16 protein-coding genes are annotated in these 20628 nt (G+C 66.5%); 12 read left to right on the plus strand and 4 right to left on the minus strand.

The window, feature by feature from the left end; translation table 11 throughout:
• Nucleotides 1-15 precede the first annotated feature (15 nt).
• Genes aceF through lpdA (ABL844_RS13750) form a run of 3 tightly spaced genes read left to right on the plus strand, consistent with a single transcriptional unit; the run spans nt 16 to nt 4093 of the window.
• Nucleotides 16-1680: a dihydrolipoyllysine-residue acetyltransferase gene (gene aceF / locus ABL844_RS13740; RefSeq protein ID WP_418131634.1), complete on the plus strand. Its 1665-nt coding sequence runs from the start codon at nt 16-18 to the stop codon at nt 1678-1680.
• Nucleotides 1677-2270, plus strand: coding sequence for an MFS transporter (locus ABL844_RS13745; protein WP_369658477.1), 594 nt, complete (start codon nt 1677-1679; stop codon nt 2268-2270). The genes aceF and ABL844_RS13745 overlap by 4 nt, the downstream gene beginning before the upstream one ends.
• Nucleotides 2267-4093, plus strand: a complete 1827-nt coding sequence (gene lpdA / locus ABL844_RS13750; RefSeq protein WP_418131635.1) for a dihydrolipoyl dehydrogenase — start codon at nt 2267-2269, stop codon at nt 4091-4093. Before ABL844_RS13745 ends, lpdA (ABL844_RS13750) begins: the two co-directional genes overlap by 4 nt.
• Before the next feature lie 92 nt (nt 4094-4185).
• Here lpdA (ABL844_RS13750) and ABL844_RS13755 read toward each other — a convergent pair whose 3' ends face one another.
• Nucleotides 4186-4761 carry a C40 family peptidase gene (locus ABL844_RS13755; RefSeq protein ID WP_126018778.1) on the minus strand — a complete coding sequence of 192 codons (576 nt, stop codon included), beginning with the start codon at nt 4759-4761 and terminating at the stop codon, nt 4186-4188.
• 241 nt (nt 4762-5002) lie between these two features.
• Here ABL844_RS13755 and ABL844_RS13760 point away from each other — a divergent pair, with 241 nt between their 5' ends.
• Complete coding sequence (locus tag ABL844_RS13760; RefSeq protein ID WP_418131636.1) at nt 5003-6133, plus strand: PQQ-dependent sugar dehydrogenase; 1131 nt, start codon at nt 5003-5005, stop codon at nt 6131-6133.
• A gap of 1 nt (nt 6134) precedes the next feature.
• Here the strand turns inward: ABL844_RS13760 and ABL844_RS13765 are convergent, their stop codons facing one another.
• Complete coding sequence (locus ABL844_RS13765; RefSeq protein WP_418131637.1) at nt 6135-6935, minus strand: alpha/beta hydrolase; 801 nt, start codon at nt 6933-6935, stop codon at nt 6135-6137.
• Nucleotides 6936-6945: 10 nt separating this feature from the next.
• Complete coding sequence (locus ABL844_RS13770; protein WP_418131638.1) at nt 6946-8568, minus strand: 4-hydroxyphenylacetate 3-hydroxylase family protein; 1623 nt, start codon at nt 8566-8568, stop codon at nt 6946-6948.
• Between the two features lie 112 nt (nt 8569-8680).
• On the opposite strand from ABL844_RS13770, the gene ABL844_RS13775 reads away from it, so the two are divergent.
• From ABL844_RS13775 to ABL844_RS13810, 8 genes are all read left to right on the plus strand, one after another.
• Nucleotides 8681-9352, plus strand: a complete 672-nt coding sequence (locus ABL844_RS13775) for a TetR/AcrR family transcriptional regulator (protein WP_369658471.1) — start codon at nt 8681-8683, stop codon at nt 9350-9352.
• Nucleotides 9353-9370: 18 nt separating this feature from the next.
• The gene (locus ABL844_RS13780; protein WP_184638599.1) at nt 9371-9973 is read left to right on the plus strand and encodes an isochorismatase family protein; all 603 of its coding nucleotides are present in this window, start codon (nt 9371-9373) and stop codon (nt 9971-9973) included.
• 150 nt (nt 9974-10123) lie between these two features.
• Nucleotides 10124-12031, plus strand: coding sequence for a propionate--CoA ligase (locus ABL844_RS13785; RefSeq protein ID WP_418131639.1), 1908 nt, complete (start codon nt 10124-10126; stop codon nt 12029-12031).
• Nucleotides 12032-12228: 197 nt separating this feature from the next.
• On the plus strand, nt 12229-15105 hold the full coding sequence (locus ABL844_RS13790) for a 2-oxoglutarate dehydrogenase E1 component (protein ID WP_369658468.1): 2877 nt from the start codon (nt 12229-12231) through the stop codon (nt 15103-15105).
• A 53-nt stretch (nt 15106-15158) separates the two neighbouring features.
• On the plus strand, nt 15159-16430 hold the full coding sequence (odhB, locus tag ABL844_RS13795; protein ID WP_184638594.1) for a 2-oxoglutarate dehydrogenase complex dihydrolipoyllysine-residue succinyltransferase: 1272 nt from the start codon (nt 15159-15161) through the stop codon (nt 16428-16430).
• 156 nt (nt 16431-16586) lie between these two features.
• The gene (gene lpdA, locus ABL844_RS13800; protein ID WP_418131640.1) at nt 16587-18014 is read left to right on the plus strand and encodes a dihydrolipoyl dehydrogenase; all 1428 of its coding nucleotides are present in this window, start codon (nt 16587-16589) and stop codon (nt 18012-18014) included.
• Between the two features lie 13 nt (nt 18015-18027).
• Nucleotides 18028-19128 (plus strand): cell division protein ZapE, encoded by a 1101-nt coding sequence (gene zapE / locus ABL844_RS13805; RefSeq protein WP_184638592.1) that lies wholly within the window; start codon nt 18028-18030, stop codon nt 19126-19128.
• The gene (locus tag ABL844_RS13810; RefSeq protein WP_418125564.1) at nt 19125-19796 is read left to right on the plus strand and encodes a hypothetical protein; all 672 of its coding nucleotides are present in this window, start codon (nt 19125-19127) and stop codon (nt 19794-19796) included. The genes zapE and ABL844_RS13810 overlap by 4 nt, the downstream gene beginning before the upstream one ends.
• Before the next feature lie 36 nt (nt 19797-19832).
• Here ABL844_RS13810 and ABL844_RS13815 read toward each other — a convergent pair whose 3' ends face one another.
• Entirely contained in the window at nt 19833-20606 is a 774-nt protein-coding gene (locus tag ABL844_RS13815) for a PP2C family protein-serine/threonine phosphatase (RefSeq protein WP_126018808.1), read from the minus strand.
• Nucleotides 20607-20628 lie beyond the last annotated feature (22 nt).

Genomic DNA, 20628 nt, shown 5'->3' on the forward strand with positions numbered 1-20628 from the left:
GCGGGAGACAACGATATGGCAGCAGTGGAAGTGAAGGTGCCGGACATCGGCGATTTCGATGAAGTCGCGGTGATCGAGGTGCTCGTGAAGGTGGGCGACACGGTGAAGGCCGAGCAGTCGCTCATCACGGTCGAATCGGACAAGGCGTCGATGGAGATCCCGTCGTCGGCCGCCGGTGTGGTCAAGGAACTGAAGGTCGAAGTCGGCAGCAAGGTCAAGGAAGGCTCGGTGGTGCTCGTGCTCGAAGCCGAGGGAGCGGGTGCCGCGGCGGCACCGGCGCCCGCCGCGGCACCGGCAGCAGCGGCACCGGCTCCTGCACCCGCTGCTGCGGCCCCTGCGCCGGCAACTCCGGCGGCTTCGGGCCCGGTCGAGGTCAAGGTGCCCGACATCGGCGACTTCAAGGACGTCGCCGTCATCGAAGTGCTGGTGAAGCCGGGCGACACGATCAAGGCCGAGCAGTCGCTGATCACGGTCGAGTCGGACAAGGCCTCGATGGAGATCCCATCGTCGGCCGCCGGCGTGCTCAAGGAACTCAAGGTCAAGGTCGGCGACACGGTCAACATCGGCGACCTGATCGCCGTGCTCGAAGGCGCGGCCGGTGCGGCCGCACCGGCGCCTGCGCAGGCAGCGGCAGCCGCAGCTCCTGCAGCCGCCACGGCGAGCGCTCCCGCCCCGGCAGCCCCGTCACCGGCGCCCGCAGCAGCAGCCCCGGCCCACAACCCGACGGCCGCTCCCAGCGGCAACCTGCCGCATGCCTCTCCTTCGGTGCGCAAGTTCGCCCGCGAGCTTGGCGTGCCGCTCGAGGAGGTCAAGGGCTCCGGTCCCAAGGGCCGCATCACGCAGGAAGACATCCAGAACTTCACCAAGGCCGTGATGAGCGGCCAGGCCAGCACCAAGGCCTCGGCGGCCAAGGCGCCGGCCGGTGGCGGCAGTGGCGACGGCGCGGCGCTGGGCCTCATCCCGTGGCCCAAGGTCGACTTCACCAAGTTCGGCACGGTCGAGCGCAAGGAGCTGTCGCGCATCAAGAAGCTCAGCGGCGCGAACCTGCACCGCAACTGGGTGATGATCCCGCACGTCACCAACAATGACGAGGCCGACATCACCGAGCTCGAAGCCTTCCGCGTCTCCACCAACAAGGAGAACGAGAAGTCGGGCGTGAAGGTGACCATGCTGGCCTTCGTCATCAAGGCGGTGGTCGCGGCGCTGAAGAAATTCCCCGAGTTCAACACCAGCCTGGACGGCGACCAGCTCGTCTACAAGCAGTACTACCACATCGGCTTCGCGGCCGACACGCCCAACGGCCTGGTGGTGCCCGTGCTGAAGGACGCCGACAAGAAGGGCATCCTGCAGATCAGCGCCGAGATGGGCGAGCTCGCCAAGAAGGCGCGCGACGGCAAGCTCGGCTCGGCCGACATGCAGGGCGGCTGCTTCTCGATCAGCTCGCTCGGCGGCATCGGCGGCACGCACTTCACGCCGATCATCAACGCGCCCGAAGTGGCCATCCTCGGCCTCTCGAAGAGCGCGATGAAGCCGGTGTGGGACGGCAAGCAGTTCGTGCCGCGCCTGACGCTGCCGCTGTCGCTGTCGTACGACCACCGCGTGATCGACGGCGCCCTGGCTGCGCGTTTCAACGCCTACCTGGGCCAGGTGCTCGCGGACTACCGTCGAATCCTCCTATGACCACGGTAGTGGCCGTCCGCAAGGGCGGCCAGGTCACGATGGCAGCGGATTCTCTGGTGACCTTCGGCGACACGCGGCTCTCGCACCGCGCCGAGACGAACCAGAAGATCTTCACCGTCGAGGACGCGGCGGGCACCAGCCTGTTCGCGCTGGCCGGCGCCGCCGCGCACTTCCTGGTGCTGCAGCACGCGCTGGCCGCGCAGCCGCGCGAGCAACTGCTGTTCGGCAGCAAGCACGAGATCTTCCGCACCTTCACGATGCTGCATCCGGTGCTCAAGGACTCGTTCTTCATGCAGACCAAGGAAGACGACCACGAGCCCTATGAGTCGAGCCAGTTCACGATGCTGATGGCCAACCACAGCGGCATCTACGGCATCTACAGCTACCGCGAGGTGTTCGAGTTCAAGGAGTTCTGGGCCATCGGCTCGGGACGCAGCTTTGCGCTCGGCGCCATGCACGCGGCCTATGACATCAAGTCGCGCACTTCGCGCGAAGTGGCGGAGGCGGGGATCGCCGCCGCCTGCGAATTCGATCGCAATTCGGCCCCACCGGTCGACGTTCTCACACTCAAACTGAAAGTGTCCAAATGAGCGAACAACAAATCAAGGTGCCCGACATCGGCGACTTCGACGAAGTCGCGGTCATCGAGGTGCTGGTCAACGTCGGAGACACGGTCAAGGCCGAGCAGTCGCTGATCACGGTCGAATCGGACAAGGCCTCGATGGAGATTCCGTCGTCCGCCGCCGGCGTGGTGAAGTCGCTCGCGGTGAAGGTGGGCGACAAGGTCAGCGAAGGTTCGGTGGTGCTGACGCTGGAGGTCGACGGTGCCGCGGCACCCGCGCCCGCCGCGGCTGCGCCTGCCCCGGTGGCTGCCGCTCCCGCGGCTAAGGCTGCAGCACCCGCACCGGCCCCTGCTGCGCCGGCCGTGGCTGTGTCCAGCTACGGCGGCAAGGTCGACGTCGAGTGCGACGTGATCGTGCTCGGCGCCGGCCCCGGCGGCTACTCGGCCGCCTTCCGTGCCGCCGACCTCGGCCTGAAGGTCGTGCTGATCGAGCGCTACGCCACCCTCGGCGGCGTGTGCCTGAACGTCGGCTGCATCCCGTCGAAGGCGCTGCTGCACGTGGCTTCGGTCATGGACGAGGTCAAGCACTTCGCCGACCTCGGTGTGAGCTTCGGCGCGCCCACGGTCGACCGCGCCAAGCTGCTCGGCCACAAGAACAAGGTGGTGGGCAAGCTCACCAGCGGCCTCACGGCCATGGCCAAGATGCGCAAGGTGACGGTGCTGCGCGGCGTCGGCAACTTCATCGACCCGCACCACATCGAGGTCGAGGAAACCTCCGGCACCAGCTGGGACACCACCGGCAGCAAGCAGACCGTCAAGTTCCGCAGCGCGATCATCGCGGCCGGCTCGCAGGCCGTGAGCCTGCCCTTCATGCCGAAGGACCCGCGCGTGGTCGACTCGACCGGTGCGCTGGAAATGGGCACCGACCCCAAGCGCATGCTGATCCTGGGCGGCGGCATCATCGGCCTCGAAATGGGCACGGTGTATTCCACGCTGGGCGCGCGCCTGGACGTGGTCGAAATGCTCGACGGCCTGATGCAGGGCGCGGATCGCGACCTGGTGAAGGTCTGGCAGAAGATGAACGCGCCGCGCTTCGACAACATCATGCTCAAGACCAAGACGGTCGGCGCCGAGGCCACGAAGGAAGGCATCAAGGTCACCTTCGAGGGCGAGAACGCCCCGAAGGAGCCGCAGGTGTACGACCTGGTGCTTCAGGCCGTGGGCCGCAGCCCCAACGGCAAGAAGATCGGCGCCGAGAAGGCCGGCGTGACGGTGAGCGACCGCGGCTTCATCCCGGTCGACATCCAGATGCGCACCAACGTGCCGCACATCTTCGCCATCGGCGACATCGTGGGCCAGCCCATGCTGGCGCACAAGGCGGTGCACGAGGCGCACGTGGCGGCCGAAGTCATCGCCGGCGAGCTCAAGGGCGACAAGGAGCTGTCGAGCGCGGCCTTCAACGCCCGCGTGATCCCGAGCGTGGCCTACACCGACCCCGAAGTGGCGTGGGTCGGCCTGACCGAAGACCAGGCGAAGGCCGAAGGCATCAAGGTCAAGAAGGGCCATTTCCCGTGGACGGCTTCGGGCCGCGCCATCGCCAACGGCCGCGACGAAGGCTTCACCAAGCTGCTGTTCGACGCCGAGACGCACCGTATCCTGGGTGGCGGCATCGTCGGCACGCATGCCGGCGACATGCTGGGCGAGATTGCGCTGGCCATCGAGATGGGCGCGGACGAAATCGACATCGGCAAGACCATCCATCCGCACCCGACGCTGGGCGAAAGCATCGGCATGGCGGCGGAAGTGGCGCACGGCACCTGCACGGACCTGCCGCCGCAGAAGAAGGGCTGAGAAGCCGAAAAGAGCGCCCGTCGATCGATCGGGCGCCCATAAAAAATCCCGCCTAGGCGGGATTTTTTTCGTCCTTGATCAGGAAGCGAGGCTCAGTTGCCGGTGTTCGCGACGGCCGCAGCCTTCACTTCGTCCGCCGATCCGCCCATTACGCGGCGCGCGCCGTCGAAGCGGCGCTGCCAGTAGCTGCCATTCATGTCTTCGACACGAACCTGGGCGCCCGAGCGGGGGGAGTGGATGAACTTGCCTTCACCGACGTAGATGCCGACATGGCTGAAGGCGCGGCGCATGGTGTTGAAGAATACGAGGTCGCCGGGCTTGAGCTGGCTGCGGTCGATCTTCTCGGTGGCTGCGGCTTGCTCCTCGGCGCGGCGGGGGAGCATGTGGCCGACCGTCTCGTTGTACATGGCGCGGACGAAGCCGCTGCAGTCGAAACCCGATTCGGCGGTGTTGCCGCCACGGCGGTAGGGGACGCCGAGAAATCCGATGGCGGTGACGACCAGATCGGAGGTGCGTTCCGTGACGGTTTGACGAACCTGCTTGAGTTGTCCGATCAGGCCTTTGTCGGCAAGCATTCGTGCCAGCTCGTCATCGGTTTTTTCCTGTTGGGGGGCTGCATGGACTGCAACGGCAAAGAGGAGGGATGCGGGTAGGACGAAAAAACGCATGGCGCGTAGGATATTGATGACGCGCGGTTATGTCAATTTAAACAGAATTAGCGGATCCCTCTGTAAGTCATTGATTTACATAGAAAATTCCGATCCGGTCAAAGAAAAAATGTAACGGCGAACGTTTATGGTCCATAAACGGTTGACGGCCGAAAGGCCGTCGAACCTCGGGTGGATCGGTGCTCGCGCTGGATTCGGTCGCTATTTCTCGTCAAGATCGCCTCAACTTCACGGAAAAGCCATGAACTTGCCGCGCTTGCCTCTTTCCTCATTCCTTTGTCGTTGGGCATTTGTCACAGTAATCGGGTTCTGTGGACTCGCCGCCGCGCAGCCGCGACCCGAAACCGTGGCGACAGGGCTCGAAAACCCATGGGGCGTCACCTTCCTTTCGGGCGGCCGTTTCGTGGTGACCGAGCGGCCGGGCCGCATGCGGCTGGTCGGTGCCGACGGCAAGATCGGTGCACCCATCGCAGGCCTGCCGCCCATCGCGGCGGGTGGGCAGGGCGGCCTGCTCGACGTGCTGGCCGACTCCGGCTTCGAAAAGAACCGCACGCTGTATTTCTGCTTCTCCGAACCGGATGCCGGCGGCTCTGCCAACAGCACGGCGCTGGCGCGCGCCAACCTGTCGGCCGACGGCACGAGGCTGGAGGAGCTGAAGATCATCTTCAGCCAGCAGCCCAAGGTGGCGAGCCGCGCCCACTTCGGCTGCCGCATCGTCGAGGCGCGCGACGGAACGCTCTTTCTCACGCTCGGCGACCGCTTCAGCCGCAAGGAAGACGCGCAGAAGCTCGACAACCACCTCGGCAAGATCGTGCGCATCGGCAAGGATGGCTCGGTGCCCAAGGACAACCCCTTTGTCGGCAAGGCAGGCGCGCTGCCCGAGATCTGGAGCTACGGCCACCGCAACGGGCAGGGCGCAACGCTCGCGCCCGACGGCCGCCTCTGGATGACGGAGCACGGCCCGCAAGGCGGCGACGAAATCAATATTCCGCAGGCCGGCCGCAACTACGGCTGGCCCGTGATCACCTACGGCGAGAACTACGGCGGCGGAAAGATCGGCGACGGCATCACGGCCAAGGAGGGCATGGAGCAGCCGCTGCACTACTGGGTGCCGTCGATCGCGCCATCGGGCATGGCCTTCCTGACCAGCGACCGCTACGGCGCCGCCTGGAAGGGCAACCTGTTCGTGGGTTCGCTGAAATTCGGCTACCTGGATCGCATCGAACTCAAGGGCGGCAAGGTGGCGGCCGAGCACAAGCTGCTTGCCGAAGGCCGCGCCCGCATCCGCGACGTGAAGCAGGGGCCGGACGGACTCCTCTACGTGCTCACCGACGAGGCCGACGGCAAGCTGCTGCGCCTGCGGCCGAACTGATTCAGCCAGGGCAGCCTGGCAGCGGCAATGTCGGCAGCATCCGGCGCCAGAGCCGGTTCCACTCGGGCCAGTCGTGGCCGCCTTCGGTCGTGAAGACGCGTTCGGGCGGCAGCACGCCCGCCAGCAGCCGGTTGCTGAAGGCGAAGCGGTCGTCCACGCCATAGCCCAGATATAGCGGCGGCCGTGCGCCCGCCGTGTCCGTGAAGCCCGCATAGCCGCGCAGCCATTGCCAGAGCTGCGTTTCGTTGGGTGTCCGGGGAGGCTCGGCGGCCGGGTCGGTCAGCGGCCCCTTCCATTTGGCGAGCCCGCCGGCGTTGGCGATGTCCGTGCCGAGCGCGCGCTCGCCGAGGTAGGGGGCCAGCGTCACCAGCCCTGCAAGATCGCCGGGGTGCGTCTGCGCATAGAGCATGCCGCCGAAGCCGCCGAGCGAAATGCCGACGAACCAGATGTGGCGGTAGCCCTGGCTGCGCGCTGGTGCCACCACGTCGGCGCCCAGGCGGTCGAGGATGGTCTTGTCGTTGAAGTAGCCGAGATGGGCGTCGACCAGCATCACGTCCGCCGCGATGCGGTTGTCGGCGACCGCGCGGACGAAGCCCTCGCGCTCGAACTCGTCTGGCGTCGAATAGGCGCCCGGCAGCATGACCAGCAGCGTGTCGACCTTCCCGCGCGCGCAACTGCTCTTTTCGAGCGAGGTCGCCATTGGCACCGTGGTCTTGCGCACCGCACCGCAGGCCGTGACGAGGAGGGCGGCGCCGATTCCCAGCGCGGCGAGGCAGAAACGTTTCGAGAAGAGCTTCTTCATCCGCCGGAGTCTAGGCGCGCCGCGAGACGGGCAGCTCGACCATCACGGCCTGGCCGGGCGTGGTGCAGCCGGTGTCGCAGCACTTGCCGGGCTGGCGGTTGCGGGTGATGGCGCGGGCCGGGTCGTGCGGCGCGGCGGCGGGCGAGCCGTCGGCCGCGATGCCGCGTTCGAGGATGCGTTCGACCAGCTCGACCTTGGAGCCGACCGGGTAGTTGCGCCAGATCTCCTGCTTCATCGCCGCGGGCGAGCCGCCGCCGTGCAGGCTGATCACGCTGTACCAGCCGCCCTGGTAGCCGGCCGTCAGGTCTTCGATGAATCGGGCCGTCTCGATGCGCTGCTCGTAGGGAATGGCCGGGTTGGCGCGCAGCACGTCGGACAGGCGGGCCGCGGTCTCGGGGTTGTGGTCTTCGTCAGGGCCGGGCAGGGTGACGATCAGGCCGCCGCTCACGTAGTGCGCAATGCGGTGCATGTCGTAGATCTTCGTGGCCAGCAGCAGCTTGCCGATGTTGCTGAACACCGGGTCGGGCATGAACACCTCGCAGTGCTCATCGGCCTTGCCGTACACGCTGGCCGCCACGCCGCAGGCGAAGAAGCTCTCGGTGATGGTGATGAGCTCCACCATCTGCTCACGCAGGTGGCTTTCCTTGCCCGGGTCGAAGCCGTTGGCCTCGCACATCAGCGCCCCCGCGCCGATCAGCAGGTCGCCGAAGCCGGCGCGCGCGCCGATGCAGCTGTGGCGGTGATGCGTGGCATAGCTGTAGGTCAGGTGGCCGGAGTGCTCCCACTCGCCCGCGTAGAACACGCGCTCCCAGGGCACGAAAACGCGGTCGAACATGCACACGCCGGTGCTCTGGCCGTACTTGCGGCTGAAGAGGGCGTCGCCGTGCTCCAGTTTCTCTCCGGGCCGGCCCGCCGGTCGCGCGACGATGGTGAGGCCGGGCGCATCCAGCGGCACGGCGCAGCAGACGGCGAAGTCGGCGTCTTCCTTGCCCATGTTGCGGCAGGGCATGACCAGCAACTCGTGCACGTAAGGCGCACCGGTCACGATGGCCTTGGTGCCCGAGATGACGATGCCTCGCGCGTTGCGCTCCACCACGTGCAGGTAGCTGTCGACGTTCGCCTGCTCGTGCGGCCGGCGGCTGCGGTCGCCCTTGGCATCGGTCATGGCCACGCCCAGGGTCAGGTCCTGGTCCTGCACGCGGTGGAGGTACTCGTGGAAGCGCGCGGTGTGTTCGGTGCTGCCACGCGCGTCGTCGATGCGGGCCGATACCTGGGCGATGGCGTTGAGCGCGTCGTGCGTCAGGTAGCGCTGGGCGCAGCCTGTTTCCTGGCAGACCAGCCGCACGGCTTCGAGCTTGTTGAGCAGGTCGCCCGCGCTCCTGTTGATGTGGGACAGCCGGTTGACCCGCTTGCCGCTGGTGTGCTGCACGGCGGTCATCAGCGGCTCGTGCTCGCTCCTGCGGGCGTAGTCGTAGGTGAGGGCGATGGCATTGATGCCTGGCTGGAAGGCGGCTTCGTCGGCCACGCTGTCGACGCGGCGGCCGTCGACGAACACGGTGGGCTTGTAGCGGCGCAGCGATTCGCGGTAGTCGGCGCCGGACATGAGGGAGGTGCCGGGGAGTGGGGCGTTCATCGTGTCTGTCTCCTGATCGGGTGGGTTTTATCGAGATTTAAACATTGTTCAATTTTTCAATCAACGATCAAAAAATTTGGCGTGCGATCAATCGAGGGCTATAGTCCCGTCCATGGAAGCCAAGACCCAGCGCCGCCAGGCGCTCAGCGACGCCCGCCGCACCCTCGTGCTCGATGCCGCCCGCGCGGTCTTTCTGGAAGCCGGCATCGAGGGCGCCAGCGTCCGGGAGATCGCCAGGAAGGCCGGCTATACGCCGGGCGCCATCTATTCGTACTTCGAGAGCAAGGAGGCGATCTACGCGGCCCTGCTGAACGAGTCCATCCAGCGGCTGCAGGCCGCGGTGGCCGAGGCCTCCGCTCCGCAGGACGGCCCCGGCCAGGCGCTCGCCGCGAGGGCCCAGGCCTGGTTCGACTTCTATGCCGCGAACCCACGCGAGCTCGACCTGGGCTTCTACCTGGTGCAGGGCATGCGCCCGCGCGGGCTGACCAGCGAGCTCGACCACGAGTTGAACGACCATCTCTACCAGGCCCTGCGGCCCTGCGAAGAGGCGCTGCAGGACATGGGGCTGGACGCCGACGCAGCCCTGCGCGAGAACACCGCGCTCTTCGCGCACGGCGTCGGCCTGCTGCTGATGCAGCACACGGGGCGCATCCGCATGTTCAGGCAGTCGGCCGACGCGCTGTTCAAGGCCTACGTGGCGCAGCTCGTGGAGCGCGTTGCCGGCGGCGCGCGCCAACCGGGTCTTTTCGGTGGTACGGTTCAGCCCGATTCAACCGATTCCTGAAAAAGAAAGAACCCGTTCATGCTGCTCGACGCCTCGCAATCCCAACTCGTCCTGGTCGATTACCAGGCGCGCCTGATGCCGGCGATCTTCGAGGGGGAAGCGGTCGCGCAGAACGCCGTGCGGCTCGGCAGGATGGCCAAGCTGTTCCAGGTGCCGGTGTTCGGCACCGAGCACAACCCCTCCAAGCTGGGCCAGAACCTGCCCGACATCCGCGCGCAGTGCCAGCGCACCATGTCGAAGATGCATTTCAGCGGTGTGGAAGAGGGCCTGGGCGAGTGGCTGCGCGTGCCGGCCAAGGCACCGCAGGGCAATGCGCGCAGCCTGCCCAAGCACCTGCAGAAGCCCGCGGCGCCCGCCGAGGAGCGCAACAGCATCGTCATCGCTGGCTGCGAAGCCCATGTCTGCCTGCTGCAGACGGCGCTCGACCTGCTGGAAGACGAGTTCGAGGTCTGGGTCGTCACCGACGCCTGCAGCTCGCGCACCGAGCGCAACCGCGATGCCGCCTTCGACCGGCTGGCCGGTGCTGGCGCCGAGTTGGTGACGACCGAGATGGTCGGCTTCGAGTGGCTGCGTACGGCGGAACATCCTGCGTTTCCTGAAGTGCTCTCGCTCGTCCGCTAGTTGGATAGATAGATGGAAAAGCGGCTGGCGGCGGCGCGGCCGGGCCGTTGGCTTGCCCCGGCTGTCAGCTTGCTGCAAGATCGATCTCCATAATTATGAATTCAGTTTTGGCGCCTGCCAGGACTGGACGAATAACAGGAGACAACCGAGATGAGCCGCTACGAAGAGTTCTATCGCCAATCCGTCGACGCGCCCGAGGCCTTCTGGGCCGAGCAGGCGAAGCTGATCGACTGGCAGACGCCCGCGCAACAGATCCTCGACGCCAGCCAGCCGCCTTTCGCGCGCTGGTTCGTCGGCGGCACCACCAACCTCTGCCACAACGCCGTCGACCGGCATCTGCCGGGGCGTGGCGACCAGCCGGCGCTGATCTTCGTGTCCACCGAAACCGGCGTTGAGAAGAGCTACAGCTTCGCCGAGCTGCACGCCGAGGTGCAGCGCACCGCCGCCAGCCTCCTCGAGCTGGGCGTGGGTAAGGGCGACCGCGTGCTCATCTACATGCCGATGATTCCGGAGGCCGCCTTCGCGATGCTGGCCTGCGCGCGCATCGGTGCCATCCACTGCGTGGTGTTCGGCGGCTTCGCTAGCGGCTCGCTCGCCACGCGCATCGAGGACGCCGAGCCCAAGGTGATCGTGAGCGCCGACGCGGGATCGCGCGGCAACAAGGTCATCGCGTACAAGCCGCTGCTCGACGAGGCGATCCGGCTGTCGAAGCACAAGCCATCGGCCGTGCTGCTCACCGATCGGGGGCTGGCGCCGATGGACCTGACGGCGGGGCGCGACCACCTGGCCGCCGAGCTGCGCCGCAAGCACCTCGACGCCAAGGTGCCCTGCACCTGGCTGGCCTCTACCGACATCAGCTACACCATCTACACCAGCGGCACCACCGGCAAGCCCAAGGGCGTGCAGCGCGACGTGGGCGGGTACGCGGTCGCGCTGGCCGCGAGCATGAAGCACATCTTCGACGGCCGCCCCGGCGAGACCTACTTCTCGACCAGCGACATCGGCTGGGTGGTGGGCCACAGCTACATCGTCTACGGCCCGCTGATCGCAGGCATGTCGACGATCATGTACGAGGGCCTGCCCACGCAGGGCATCGACCGCGGGCCCGACGGCGGCATCTGGTGGCGCCTCGTCGAGAAATACAAAGTGACGGTGATGTTCAGCGCGCCCACGGCGGTGCGCGTGCTCAAGAAGCAGGACCCCGCGCTGCTGAAGAAATACGACCTCTCCACGTTGCGCGCGCTGTTCCTGGCCGGCGAGCCGCTCGACGAGCCGACCGCACGCTGGATCAGCGAGGGCCTGGGCGTGCCGATCATCGACAACTACTGGCAGACCGAATCGGGCTGGCCGATGATCACCATCGCCAACGGCGTCGAGCCCAAGCCCAGCAAGTTCGGCAGCCCCGGGGTGCCGATGTACGGCTACCGCATCAGGATCGTGCACGAGTCCACCGGCGAGGAGTTGACCGGCGCGAACGAGAAGGGCGTGGTCGTGGTCGAGGGGCCGACCCCGCCGGGCTTCATGCAGACCGTGTGGAAGGACGACGCGCGCTTCGTCAACACGTACTGGAAGAGCGTGCCCGGCAAGATGGTCTATTCGACCTTCGACTGGGGCATCCGCGACGAGGACGGCTATTTCTACATCCTCGGGCGCACCGACGACGTGATCAACGTGGCGGGCCACCGGCTGGGCACGCGCGAGATCGAGGAAAGCATCTCGGGGCATTCCAACGTCGCCGAGGTGGCGGTGGTCGGCGTGGCCGATGCGCTGAAGGGACAGGTCGCAATGGCCTTCGTGGTGCCCAGGGACGGCAAGGCCGTGACCGATGCCGACGTGGCGCTGAAGCTCGAAGGCGAGATCATGAAGCTGGTGGCCGACCAGCTCGGTGCCCTGGCCCGGCCGGCCCGCGTGCGTTTCGTCTCCGGCCTGCCGAAGACCCGCAGCGGCAAGCTGCTGCGCCGGGCCATCCAGGCCGTCTGCGAGCAGCGCGACCCCGGCGACCTGACCACCATCGACGACCCCGCCACGCTGCAGCAGATCAAACAGTTACTTTCTTGAGCCGAATGAGCGGGGAATGAGCAACAACGGGGGGTTGCGAAGCCGGGTTGGACCGTCATATGGTTGACGTGGCACAATGCCAAGGTACTCAGGCCCTTCCCCAGCCACAGTCGCATCCGCCAATCGGTTCAGCCGTGTCGCGGAAGGTTTCTTAAACCAGCTAGTGCTTCCCTCAGGGAAGCGAAGGTCAGCGGATCATGAGCGATTCTTCTACGCCCACGGCGTACACCGCCTATCAAGGCAACACGTACCTCTTCGGCGGCAATGCGCCGTACGTCGAGGAAATGTACGAAAACTACCTCGCCAACCCAGGCAGCGTTCCCGACAACTGGCGTTCGTACTTCGACGCGCTGCAGAACGTTCCCGCCGCCGACGGCACGAACACCCGCGACGTCCCCCACCAGCCGGTCATCAACGCCTTCGCCGAACTCGCGAAGCAGGGCACGACCAAGGTCGTGCAGGCCAGCGGCGCCGACTCCGAACTCGGCCGCAAGCGCACCGCGGTACAGCAGCTGATCGCCGCCTACCGCAACGTCGGCGCCCGCTGGGCCGACCTCGATCCGCTCAAGCGCGCCGAGCGTCCCTCCATTCCTGAACTCGAGCCCTCGTTCTACGGCTTCGCCGACGCCGACCTCGAGACGGTGTTCAACACCAGCAACACTTTCTTCGGCAAGGACACCATGTCCTTGCGCGAACTGCTCAACGCACTGCGCGAAACGTACTGCGGCACCATCGGCGCCGAGTACATGTACACCACCGACCAGAACCACAAGCGCTGGTGGCAGCAGAAGCTCGAGAGCGCCCGCACCAATCCCAAGCTGAACGCCGACCAGAAGAAGCGCGTTCTCGACCGCCTGACCGCGGCCGAAGGCCTGGAGCGCTTCCTCCACACCAAGTACGTCGGCCAGAAGCGCTTCTCGCTCGAAGGCGGCGAGAGCTTCATCGTCGCGATGGACGAACTCATCAACCGCGCCGGTGAGAAGGGCGTGCAGGAAATCGTGATCGGCATGGCCCACCGCGGCCGCCTGAACGTGCTGGTGAACTCGCTGGGCAAGATGCCTGCCGACCTGTTCGCCGAGTTCGACCACACCGCCCCCGAAGAGCTGCCCAGCGGCGACGTGAAGTATCACCAGGGCTTCAGCTCCGACGTCAGCACCCCTGGCGGCCCGGTGCACCTGTCGCTGGCCTTCAACCCCTCCCACCTCGAGATCGTCAACCCGGTCGTCGAAGGCTCGGTGCGCGCCCGCATGGACCGCCGCGGCGACAAGGAAGGCGACTCGGTGCTGCCGGTGCTCGTGCACGGCGACGCCGCCTTCGCCGGCCAGGGCGTGGTCATGGAAACGCTGGCGCTGGCCGAAACCCGCGGCTACTACACCGGCGGCACGGTCCACATCGTCATCAACAACCAGATCGGCTTCACCACCAGCGACCCGCGCGACAGCCGCTCGACGCTGTATTGCACGGACATCGTCAAGATGATCGACGCGCCGGTGCTGCACGTGAACGGCGACGATCCCGAAGCCGTGGTGCTGTGCATGCAGCTCGCGCTGGAGTTCCGCCAGGAATTCAACAAGGACGTGGTCATCGACATCGTCTGCTACCGCAAGCTGGGCCACAACGAGCAGGACACCCCCTCGCTCACCCAGCCGCTGATGTACAAGAAGATCGCCCAGCACCCCGGCACCCGCCGCCTGTACGCGGACAAGCTGGCCGCGCAAGGCCTGGGCGAGACGCTCGGCGACGACATGGTCAAGGCCTACCGCGCCGCCATGGATGCCGGCAAGCACACCATCGACCCGGTGCTGACCAACTTCAAGAGCAAGTACGCGGTCGACTGGAGCCCCTTCCTCAACAAGAAGTGGACCGACGCCGGCGACACCGCCATCCCCACCACCGAGTGGAAGCGGCTGGCCGAGAAGATCACCACCGTGCCGCAAGGCTTCACCGTGCACCCGCTGGTGAAGAAGGTGCTGGACGACCGCGCTGCCATGGGCCGCGGCGACGTCAACGTCGACTGGGGCATGGGCGAGCACATGGCCTTCGCCTCGCTGGTGGCCAGCGGCTATCCGGTGCGCCTGTCGGGTGAAGACTCCGGCCGCGGCACCTTCACGCACCGCCACGCGGTGCTGCACGACCAGAACCGCGAGAAGTTCGACGAAGGCACCTACGTGCCGCTGCAGAACGTGGCCGACAACCAGGCTCCGTTCGTCGTCATCGACTCGATCCTCTCGGAAGAAGCGGTGCTGGCCTTCGAATACGGCTACGCCTCGAACGACCCGAACACCCTGGTGATCTGGGAGGCGCAGTTCGGCGATTTCGTCAACGGCGCGCAAGTGGTGATCGACCAGTTCATCGCCTCGGGCGAAGTGAAGTGGGGCCGCGTCAACGGCATCACCATGATGCTGCCGCACGGCTACGAAGGCCAGGGCCCCGAGCACAGCTCGGCTCGTCTGGAGCGCTTCATGCAGCTGGCTGCCGACGCCAACATGCAGATCGTGCAGCCCACCACGGCCAGCCAGATCTTCCACGTGCTGCGCCGCCAGATGGTGCGCAGCCTGCGCAAGCCGCTGATCATCATGACGCCGAAGTCGCTGCTGCGTAACAAGGACGCGACCTCCCCGCTGTCCGAGTTCGTCAAGGGCGGCTTCCAGACCGTGATCCCCGACAGCCGCGACCTGAAGGCCGAGAAGGTCAAGCGCCTGATCGCCTGCTCGGGCAAGGTCTACTACGACCTGGCCAAGAAGCGCGAGGAGAAGGAAGCCGACGACGTGGCGATCATCCGCGTCGAGCAGCTCTATCCGTTCCCGCACAAGGCATTCGCCGCCGAGATCAAGAAGTACCCGAATCTCGTCGACGTGGTGTGGTGCCAGGACGAACCGCAGAACCAGGGCGCCTGGTTCTTCGTGCAGCACTACATCCACGAAAACATGCAGGAAGGCCAGAAGCTCGGCTATTCCGGCCGTGCCGCCTCGGCATCGCCGGCGGTGGGCTACTCGCACCTGCACCAGGAACAGCAGAAGGCGCTGGTCGACGGCGCGTTCGCCAAGCTCAAGGGCTTCGTGCTGACCAAGTAAACCTGTCCTCTTTCACACGAACACCCTGAAGAACAAATCGGAGCCCACTCCAAATGTCTATCGTTGAAGTCAAAGTCCCCCAGCTTTCCGAATCCGTGGCCGAAGCCACCATGCTCACCTGGAAGAAGAAGGCCGGCGAAGCCGTCGCCGTCGATGAAATCCTGATCGAGATCGAGACCGACAAGGTCGTGCTCGAAGTGCCCGCTCCCTCGGCCGGCGTGCTGGCCGAAATCATCCAGCCCGACGGTGCCACCGTGGTCGCCGACCAGCTGATCGCCAAGATCGACACCGAAGGCAAGGCCGGCGCGGCCGCTCCCGCAGCGGCACCCGCCGCCGCGGCGGCCCCGGCGCCCGCGGCTGCTCCCGCAGCGGCTGCTGCAGCCACCGGCGGCTCGAAGGCCGACGTCGCGATGCCCGCCGCCGCCAAGCTGCTGGCCGACAACAACCTGAAGACGGGCGACGTGGCCGGCACCGGCAAGGACGGTCGCGTGACCAAGGGCGACGTGCTCGCCGCAGTCGCCTCGGGCGCCAAGCCTGCAGCACCTGCCGCCACCATCGCCGTGCCGGCCGCCAAGCCTGCACTGCCGCAGGTCGCCGCTCCCGCCAGCGCCCCCGACCTGGGCGAGCGCCCCGAGCAGCGCGTGCCGATGAGCCGCCTGCGCGCCCGCATCGCCGAGCGCCTGATCCAGTCGCAGTCGACCAACGCCATCCTGACGACCTTCAACGAAGTCAACATGGCGCCCGTCATGGAACTGCGCAAGCGCTTCCAGGACAGCTTCACCAAGGAACACGGCGTGAAGCTCGGCTTCATGTCCTTCTTCGTGAAGGCTGCCGTGCATGCCCTCAAGAAGTACCCGGTGCTCAACGCCTCGGTGGACGGCAACGACATCCTGTACCACGGCTACTTCGACATCGGCATCGCCGTCGGTTCGCCGCGCGGCCTGGTGGTGCCGATCCTGCGCAATGCCGACCAGATGAGCTTCGCCGACATCGAGAAGAAGATCGCCGAATACGGCAAGAAGGCACAGGACGGCAAGCTGGGCATCGAAGAGATGACCGGCGGCACGTTCTCCATCTCGAACGGCGGCACTTTCGGCTCGATGCTCTCGACCCCGATCATCAACCCGCCCCAGTCGGCCATCCTCGGCGTGCACGCCACGAAGGACCGCGCCGTGGTCGAGAACGGTCAGATCGTGGTCCGTCCGATGAACTACCTGGCGATGAGCTACGACCACCGCATCATCGACGGCCGCGAAGCCGTGCTGGGCCTGGTCGCCATGAAGGAAGCGCTCGAGGATCCGTCGCGCCTGCTGTTCGATATCTGACCCACCCCCGTTGCTTGCTCACTTCGTGTAGCCGCCTCCCCCCTCGAGGGGGCGCATCCGGCGGCCCGGCAAAGCCGGTTCCGCGGGTGCCTCCGAGATGACCTGCGCTTCGCGCGGCCGTGGCGGAAGGCGGTACACCGAATTACGAAAGAACCTATGTCCAAACAATTTGACGTGATCGTCATCGGCGGCGGCCCTGGCGGCTACATCGCTGCCATCCGCGCCGCGCAACTCGGCTTCAACGTCGCCTGCATCGACGAGTGGAAGAACGGCAAGGGCGGCCCCGCACCGGGCGGCACCTGCACCAACGTGGGCTGCATTCCCTCGAAGGCGCTGCTGCAGTCGTCTGAGCACTTCGAGCAGGCCGGCCACCACTTCGCCGACCACGGCATCAAGGTCGAAGGCCTGGGCCTCGACATCGACAAGATGCTGGCCCGCAAGGACCAGGTCGTGAAGCAGAACAACGACGGCATCTTGTACCTCTTCAAGAAGAACAAGATTTCGTTCTTCCATGGCCGCGGCTCGTTCGTGAAGGCGGACGCCGGCGGCTACGAGATCAAGGTGGCCGGCGCCGCCGAAGAGTCGATCGTCGGCAAGCACATCATCGTGGCCACGGGTTCCAACGCCCGCGCGCTGCCGGGCACGCCGTTCGACGAGGAGAACATCCTCTCGAACGACGGTGCGCTGCGCATCGGCGCGGTGCCCAAGAAGCTGGGCCTGATCGGCTCGGGTGTCATCGGCCTGGAAATGGGCTCGGTGTGGCGTCGCCTCGGCGCTGAAGTCACGGTGCTCGAGGCACTGCCGACCTTCCTCGGCGCGGTGGACGAGCAGATCGCGAAGGAAGCCAAGAAGGCCTTCGACAAGCAGAAGCTCAAGATCGAACTCGGCGTGAAGGTCGGCGAGATCAAGTCGTCGAAGAATGGCGTGAGCGTTGCCTGGACCGACGCCAAGGGCGAGGCCCAGACGCTGGAAGTCGACAAGCTGATCGTGTCGATCGGCCGCGTGCCCAACACCATCGGCCTGAACGCTGAAGCCGTGGGCCTGAAGCTCGACGAGCGCGGCGCCATCGCGGTGGACGACGAGTGCAAGACCAACCTGCCCAACGTGTGGGCCATCGGCGACGTGGTGCGTGGCCCGATGCTGGCGCACAAGGCCGAGGAAGAGGGCGTTGCCGTGGCCGAGCGCATTGCCGGCCAGCACGGCCATGTCAACTTCAACACGATCCCTTGGGTGATCTACACCAGCCCAGAGATCGCGTGGGTGGGCCAGACCGAGCAGCAGCTCAAGGCTTCGGGCCGCGCCTACAAGGCCGGCACCTTCCCGTTCCTCGCGAACGGCCGCGCACGCGCGCTGGGCGACACGACCGGCATGGTCAAGTTCCTGGCCGACGCCGCGACCGACGAGATCCTGGGCGTGCACATCGTGGGCCCGCAGGCCAGCGAGCTGATCTCCGAAGCCGTGGTGGCGATGGAGTTCAAGGCCAGCGCCGAGGACATCGCGCGCATCTGCCACGCGCACCCGTCGCTGTCGGAAGCCACGAAGGAAGCGGCACTCGCCGTGGACAAGCGCACGCTGAACTTCTGATCCCACCGATCTCTTGACCAGCGTCAAACAGGCCTACGAGGCGGAACTCGCTGCGCGCGGGTTCAAGAGCGATCCCGCGCAGCTGCGCGCCGTGGAGGCGCTGGATCGCTGCGCCAGCGAATGGGCCGAGTACAAGGCCCAGCGCTCGAATGCGCTGAAGAAGTTCATCAACAGGCCGGAGCTCCCGCGCGGCGTCTACATGTACGGCGGCGTCGGGCGGGGCAAGAGCTTCCTGATGGACCTGTTCTTCAACGCCGTGCCGCTGCGGCGCAAGACGCGCCTGCACTTCCACGAGTTCATGCGCGAGGTGCACCGCGAGCTGCGCGAGCTGCAGGGCACGGTGAACCCGCTCGACGAACTGGGGCTGCGCATCTCGAAGCGCTACAAGCTGATCTGCTTCGACGAGTTCCACGTGGCGGACATCACCGACGCGATGATTCTCCATCGCCTGCTGGTGTCGCTCTTCGACAACGGCGTGGGGTTCGTCACCACCTCGAACTTCAAGCCCGACGACCTGTATCCGGGCGGCCTTCACCGCGACCGCATCCTGCCTGCCATCGAGCTGCTGAACGAAAAGCTCGAGGTGCTGAGCGTGGACAACGGCACCGACTACCGGCGTCGCACGCTGGAGCAGCTGCGCATGTATCTCACGCCCAACGACGCGGCGGCCGAGAAGGAGATGCGCAAGGCCTTCGAGAAGCTCGCCGAGACGGCGGACGAGAACCCGATCCTGCACATCGAGCAGCGCGAGATCCGCGCGCTGCGCAAGGCCGGCGGCGTGGTCTGGTTCGATTTCAAGACGCTGTGCGGTGGTCCGCGCTCGCAGAACGACTATCTGGAGATCGCGAGCCAGTTTCACACCATCCTGCTGTCCGACGTGCCGCACATGCCGGTGCGCATGGCTTCCGAAGCACGCCGTTTCACATGGCTGGTCGACGTCTTGTACGACCGGCGATGCAAGCTCATCATGTCGGCTGAGGTTCCGCCCGAGGCGTTGTACACCGAGGGCCCGCTGTCGCATGAGTTTCCGCGCACGGTCTCCCGGCTCACCGAGATGCAATCGAGCGAGTTCCTTGCCCTGGAACGCCGCGTCGTCGATACCCGACTTACATGAAAAAAATCGTTCTTGCCCTGTTCATGGCGTTGGCCAGCCTGCCGCTGTGGGCGCAGTCCAACGCCACGGCGGGCAACGCCGACCTCGACGCCGAGAAGCGCCGGCTGTCGGCCGAGCGAGAGGCCATAGAGAAGCGCTACGTCGAGGAGCGGGCCGCCTGCTACAAGAAGTTCGCGGTGGAAGACTGCCTGCGCGAGAGCCGTACCCGTCGCCGCGCCGAAACGGACAACATCAAGCGGCAGGAAACCGCGATCAACGACATCCAGCGCCAGCGCAGCGGTGCGGCCGAGCTGAGGAAGCTCGACGAAAAGGCGGGCACGCAGCGCTCGGTGGATACGCCCGAGAAGCAGCAGCAATCCATCCAGAACCAGAAGGACCGCGAGCAGCGCGCCGCCGACCACGCGGCCAGCCGCGCCTCCACGGCAGCCGAAGCTGCCGAGCGCGAGCGCCAGTTCCAGTCCAAGCAGCAGTCGCACGCCGACGAGCAGGCCAAGGCAGCCCAGCGTCGCGCCGAAGCGCCAGAGGCCGTTCGGCGCTTCGAGGAGAAGCAGCGCCGTGCAGCGGAACACAGGGCCGATCGCGAGCGGCGCAACGCCCAGCAGCGCGACAAGCCGCGCGGGGCGCCGTTGCCCCCGCCGCCTTCCGAGCCGGGACCGGCCAAGCCCTGACAGGCAAAGAGAGAGGGTGGCGCCCGCTGCCCGCGCTCAGGCGGCGGCAGCGGGCAGCGGATCGAGCTTCAGGACCGCGATCGAGATGTTGTCGCCCGTGCCCCGGGCCCGGCGGCGCGCTTCGCCCACCAGGATTTCCACCGCGTCGCGCGGCGGCTGCGCATAGAGCACGCTCGCCAGTTCCTCGGGGCTGAAGTAGTGCCAGAGCCCGTCGCTGCAGGCCATCAGCAGGTCGCCCGGCGCCATCTTCGGGATGTAGTAGGGGTCGATGGGCGGTGGCGTGGTCGTCATGCCCAGGCAGCCCAGCAGGATGTTGCCCTGCGGATGGATGTTGGCCTCGGCCTCGGTGATCTGGCCCCGGTCGATCAGCACCTGCACGTACGAGTGGTCGCGCGTGCGCTTGAGCAGCTCCCCGTCGTGGAAGTGATAGATGCGCGAATCGCCGGCGTGGATCCAGGCGCAGTCGCCCTTCGGGTTCATGAGGAAGGCCGCGATCGTGCTGTGCGGTTCCTGCTCGGCGGAAACGGCGGTGAGCTTGATGACCGTGTGCGAGTCCTCGAGGATCTGCTTGAGCAGGGCTTCCGGGTCTTCCTTGCCGGGCTGGTAGCGCGTGAAGAGCTGGCGCGCCGTCATGAGCACCTGGTCGGAGGCCTTGCGCCCGCCGCTGCGCCCACCCATGCCATCGGCCACAACGCCCAGCACGCAGCCGGGCACGCGCGGGTGGCTCATCAGCAGGACCTGGTCCTGCTGGTACGGGCGGTCTCCCTTGTGGAGTCCGGTGGCCGCTGCGAGTCGAAAGCCTTGGGTCATGAAGCAATGGGCGCCTGAAGCG

The sequence above is a fragment of the Variovorax sp. 278MFTsu5.1 genome, from assembly GCF_048305045.1.
Classification (GTDB): domain Bacteria; phylum Pseudomonadota; class Gammaproteobacteria; order Burkholderiales; family Burkholderiaceae_C; genus Variovorax; species Variovorax guangxiensis.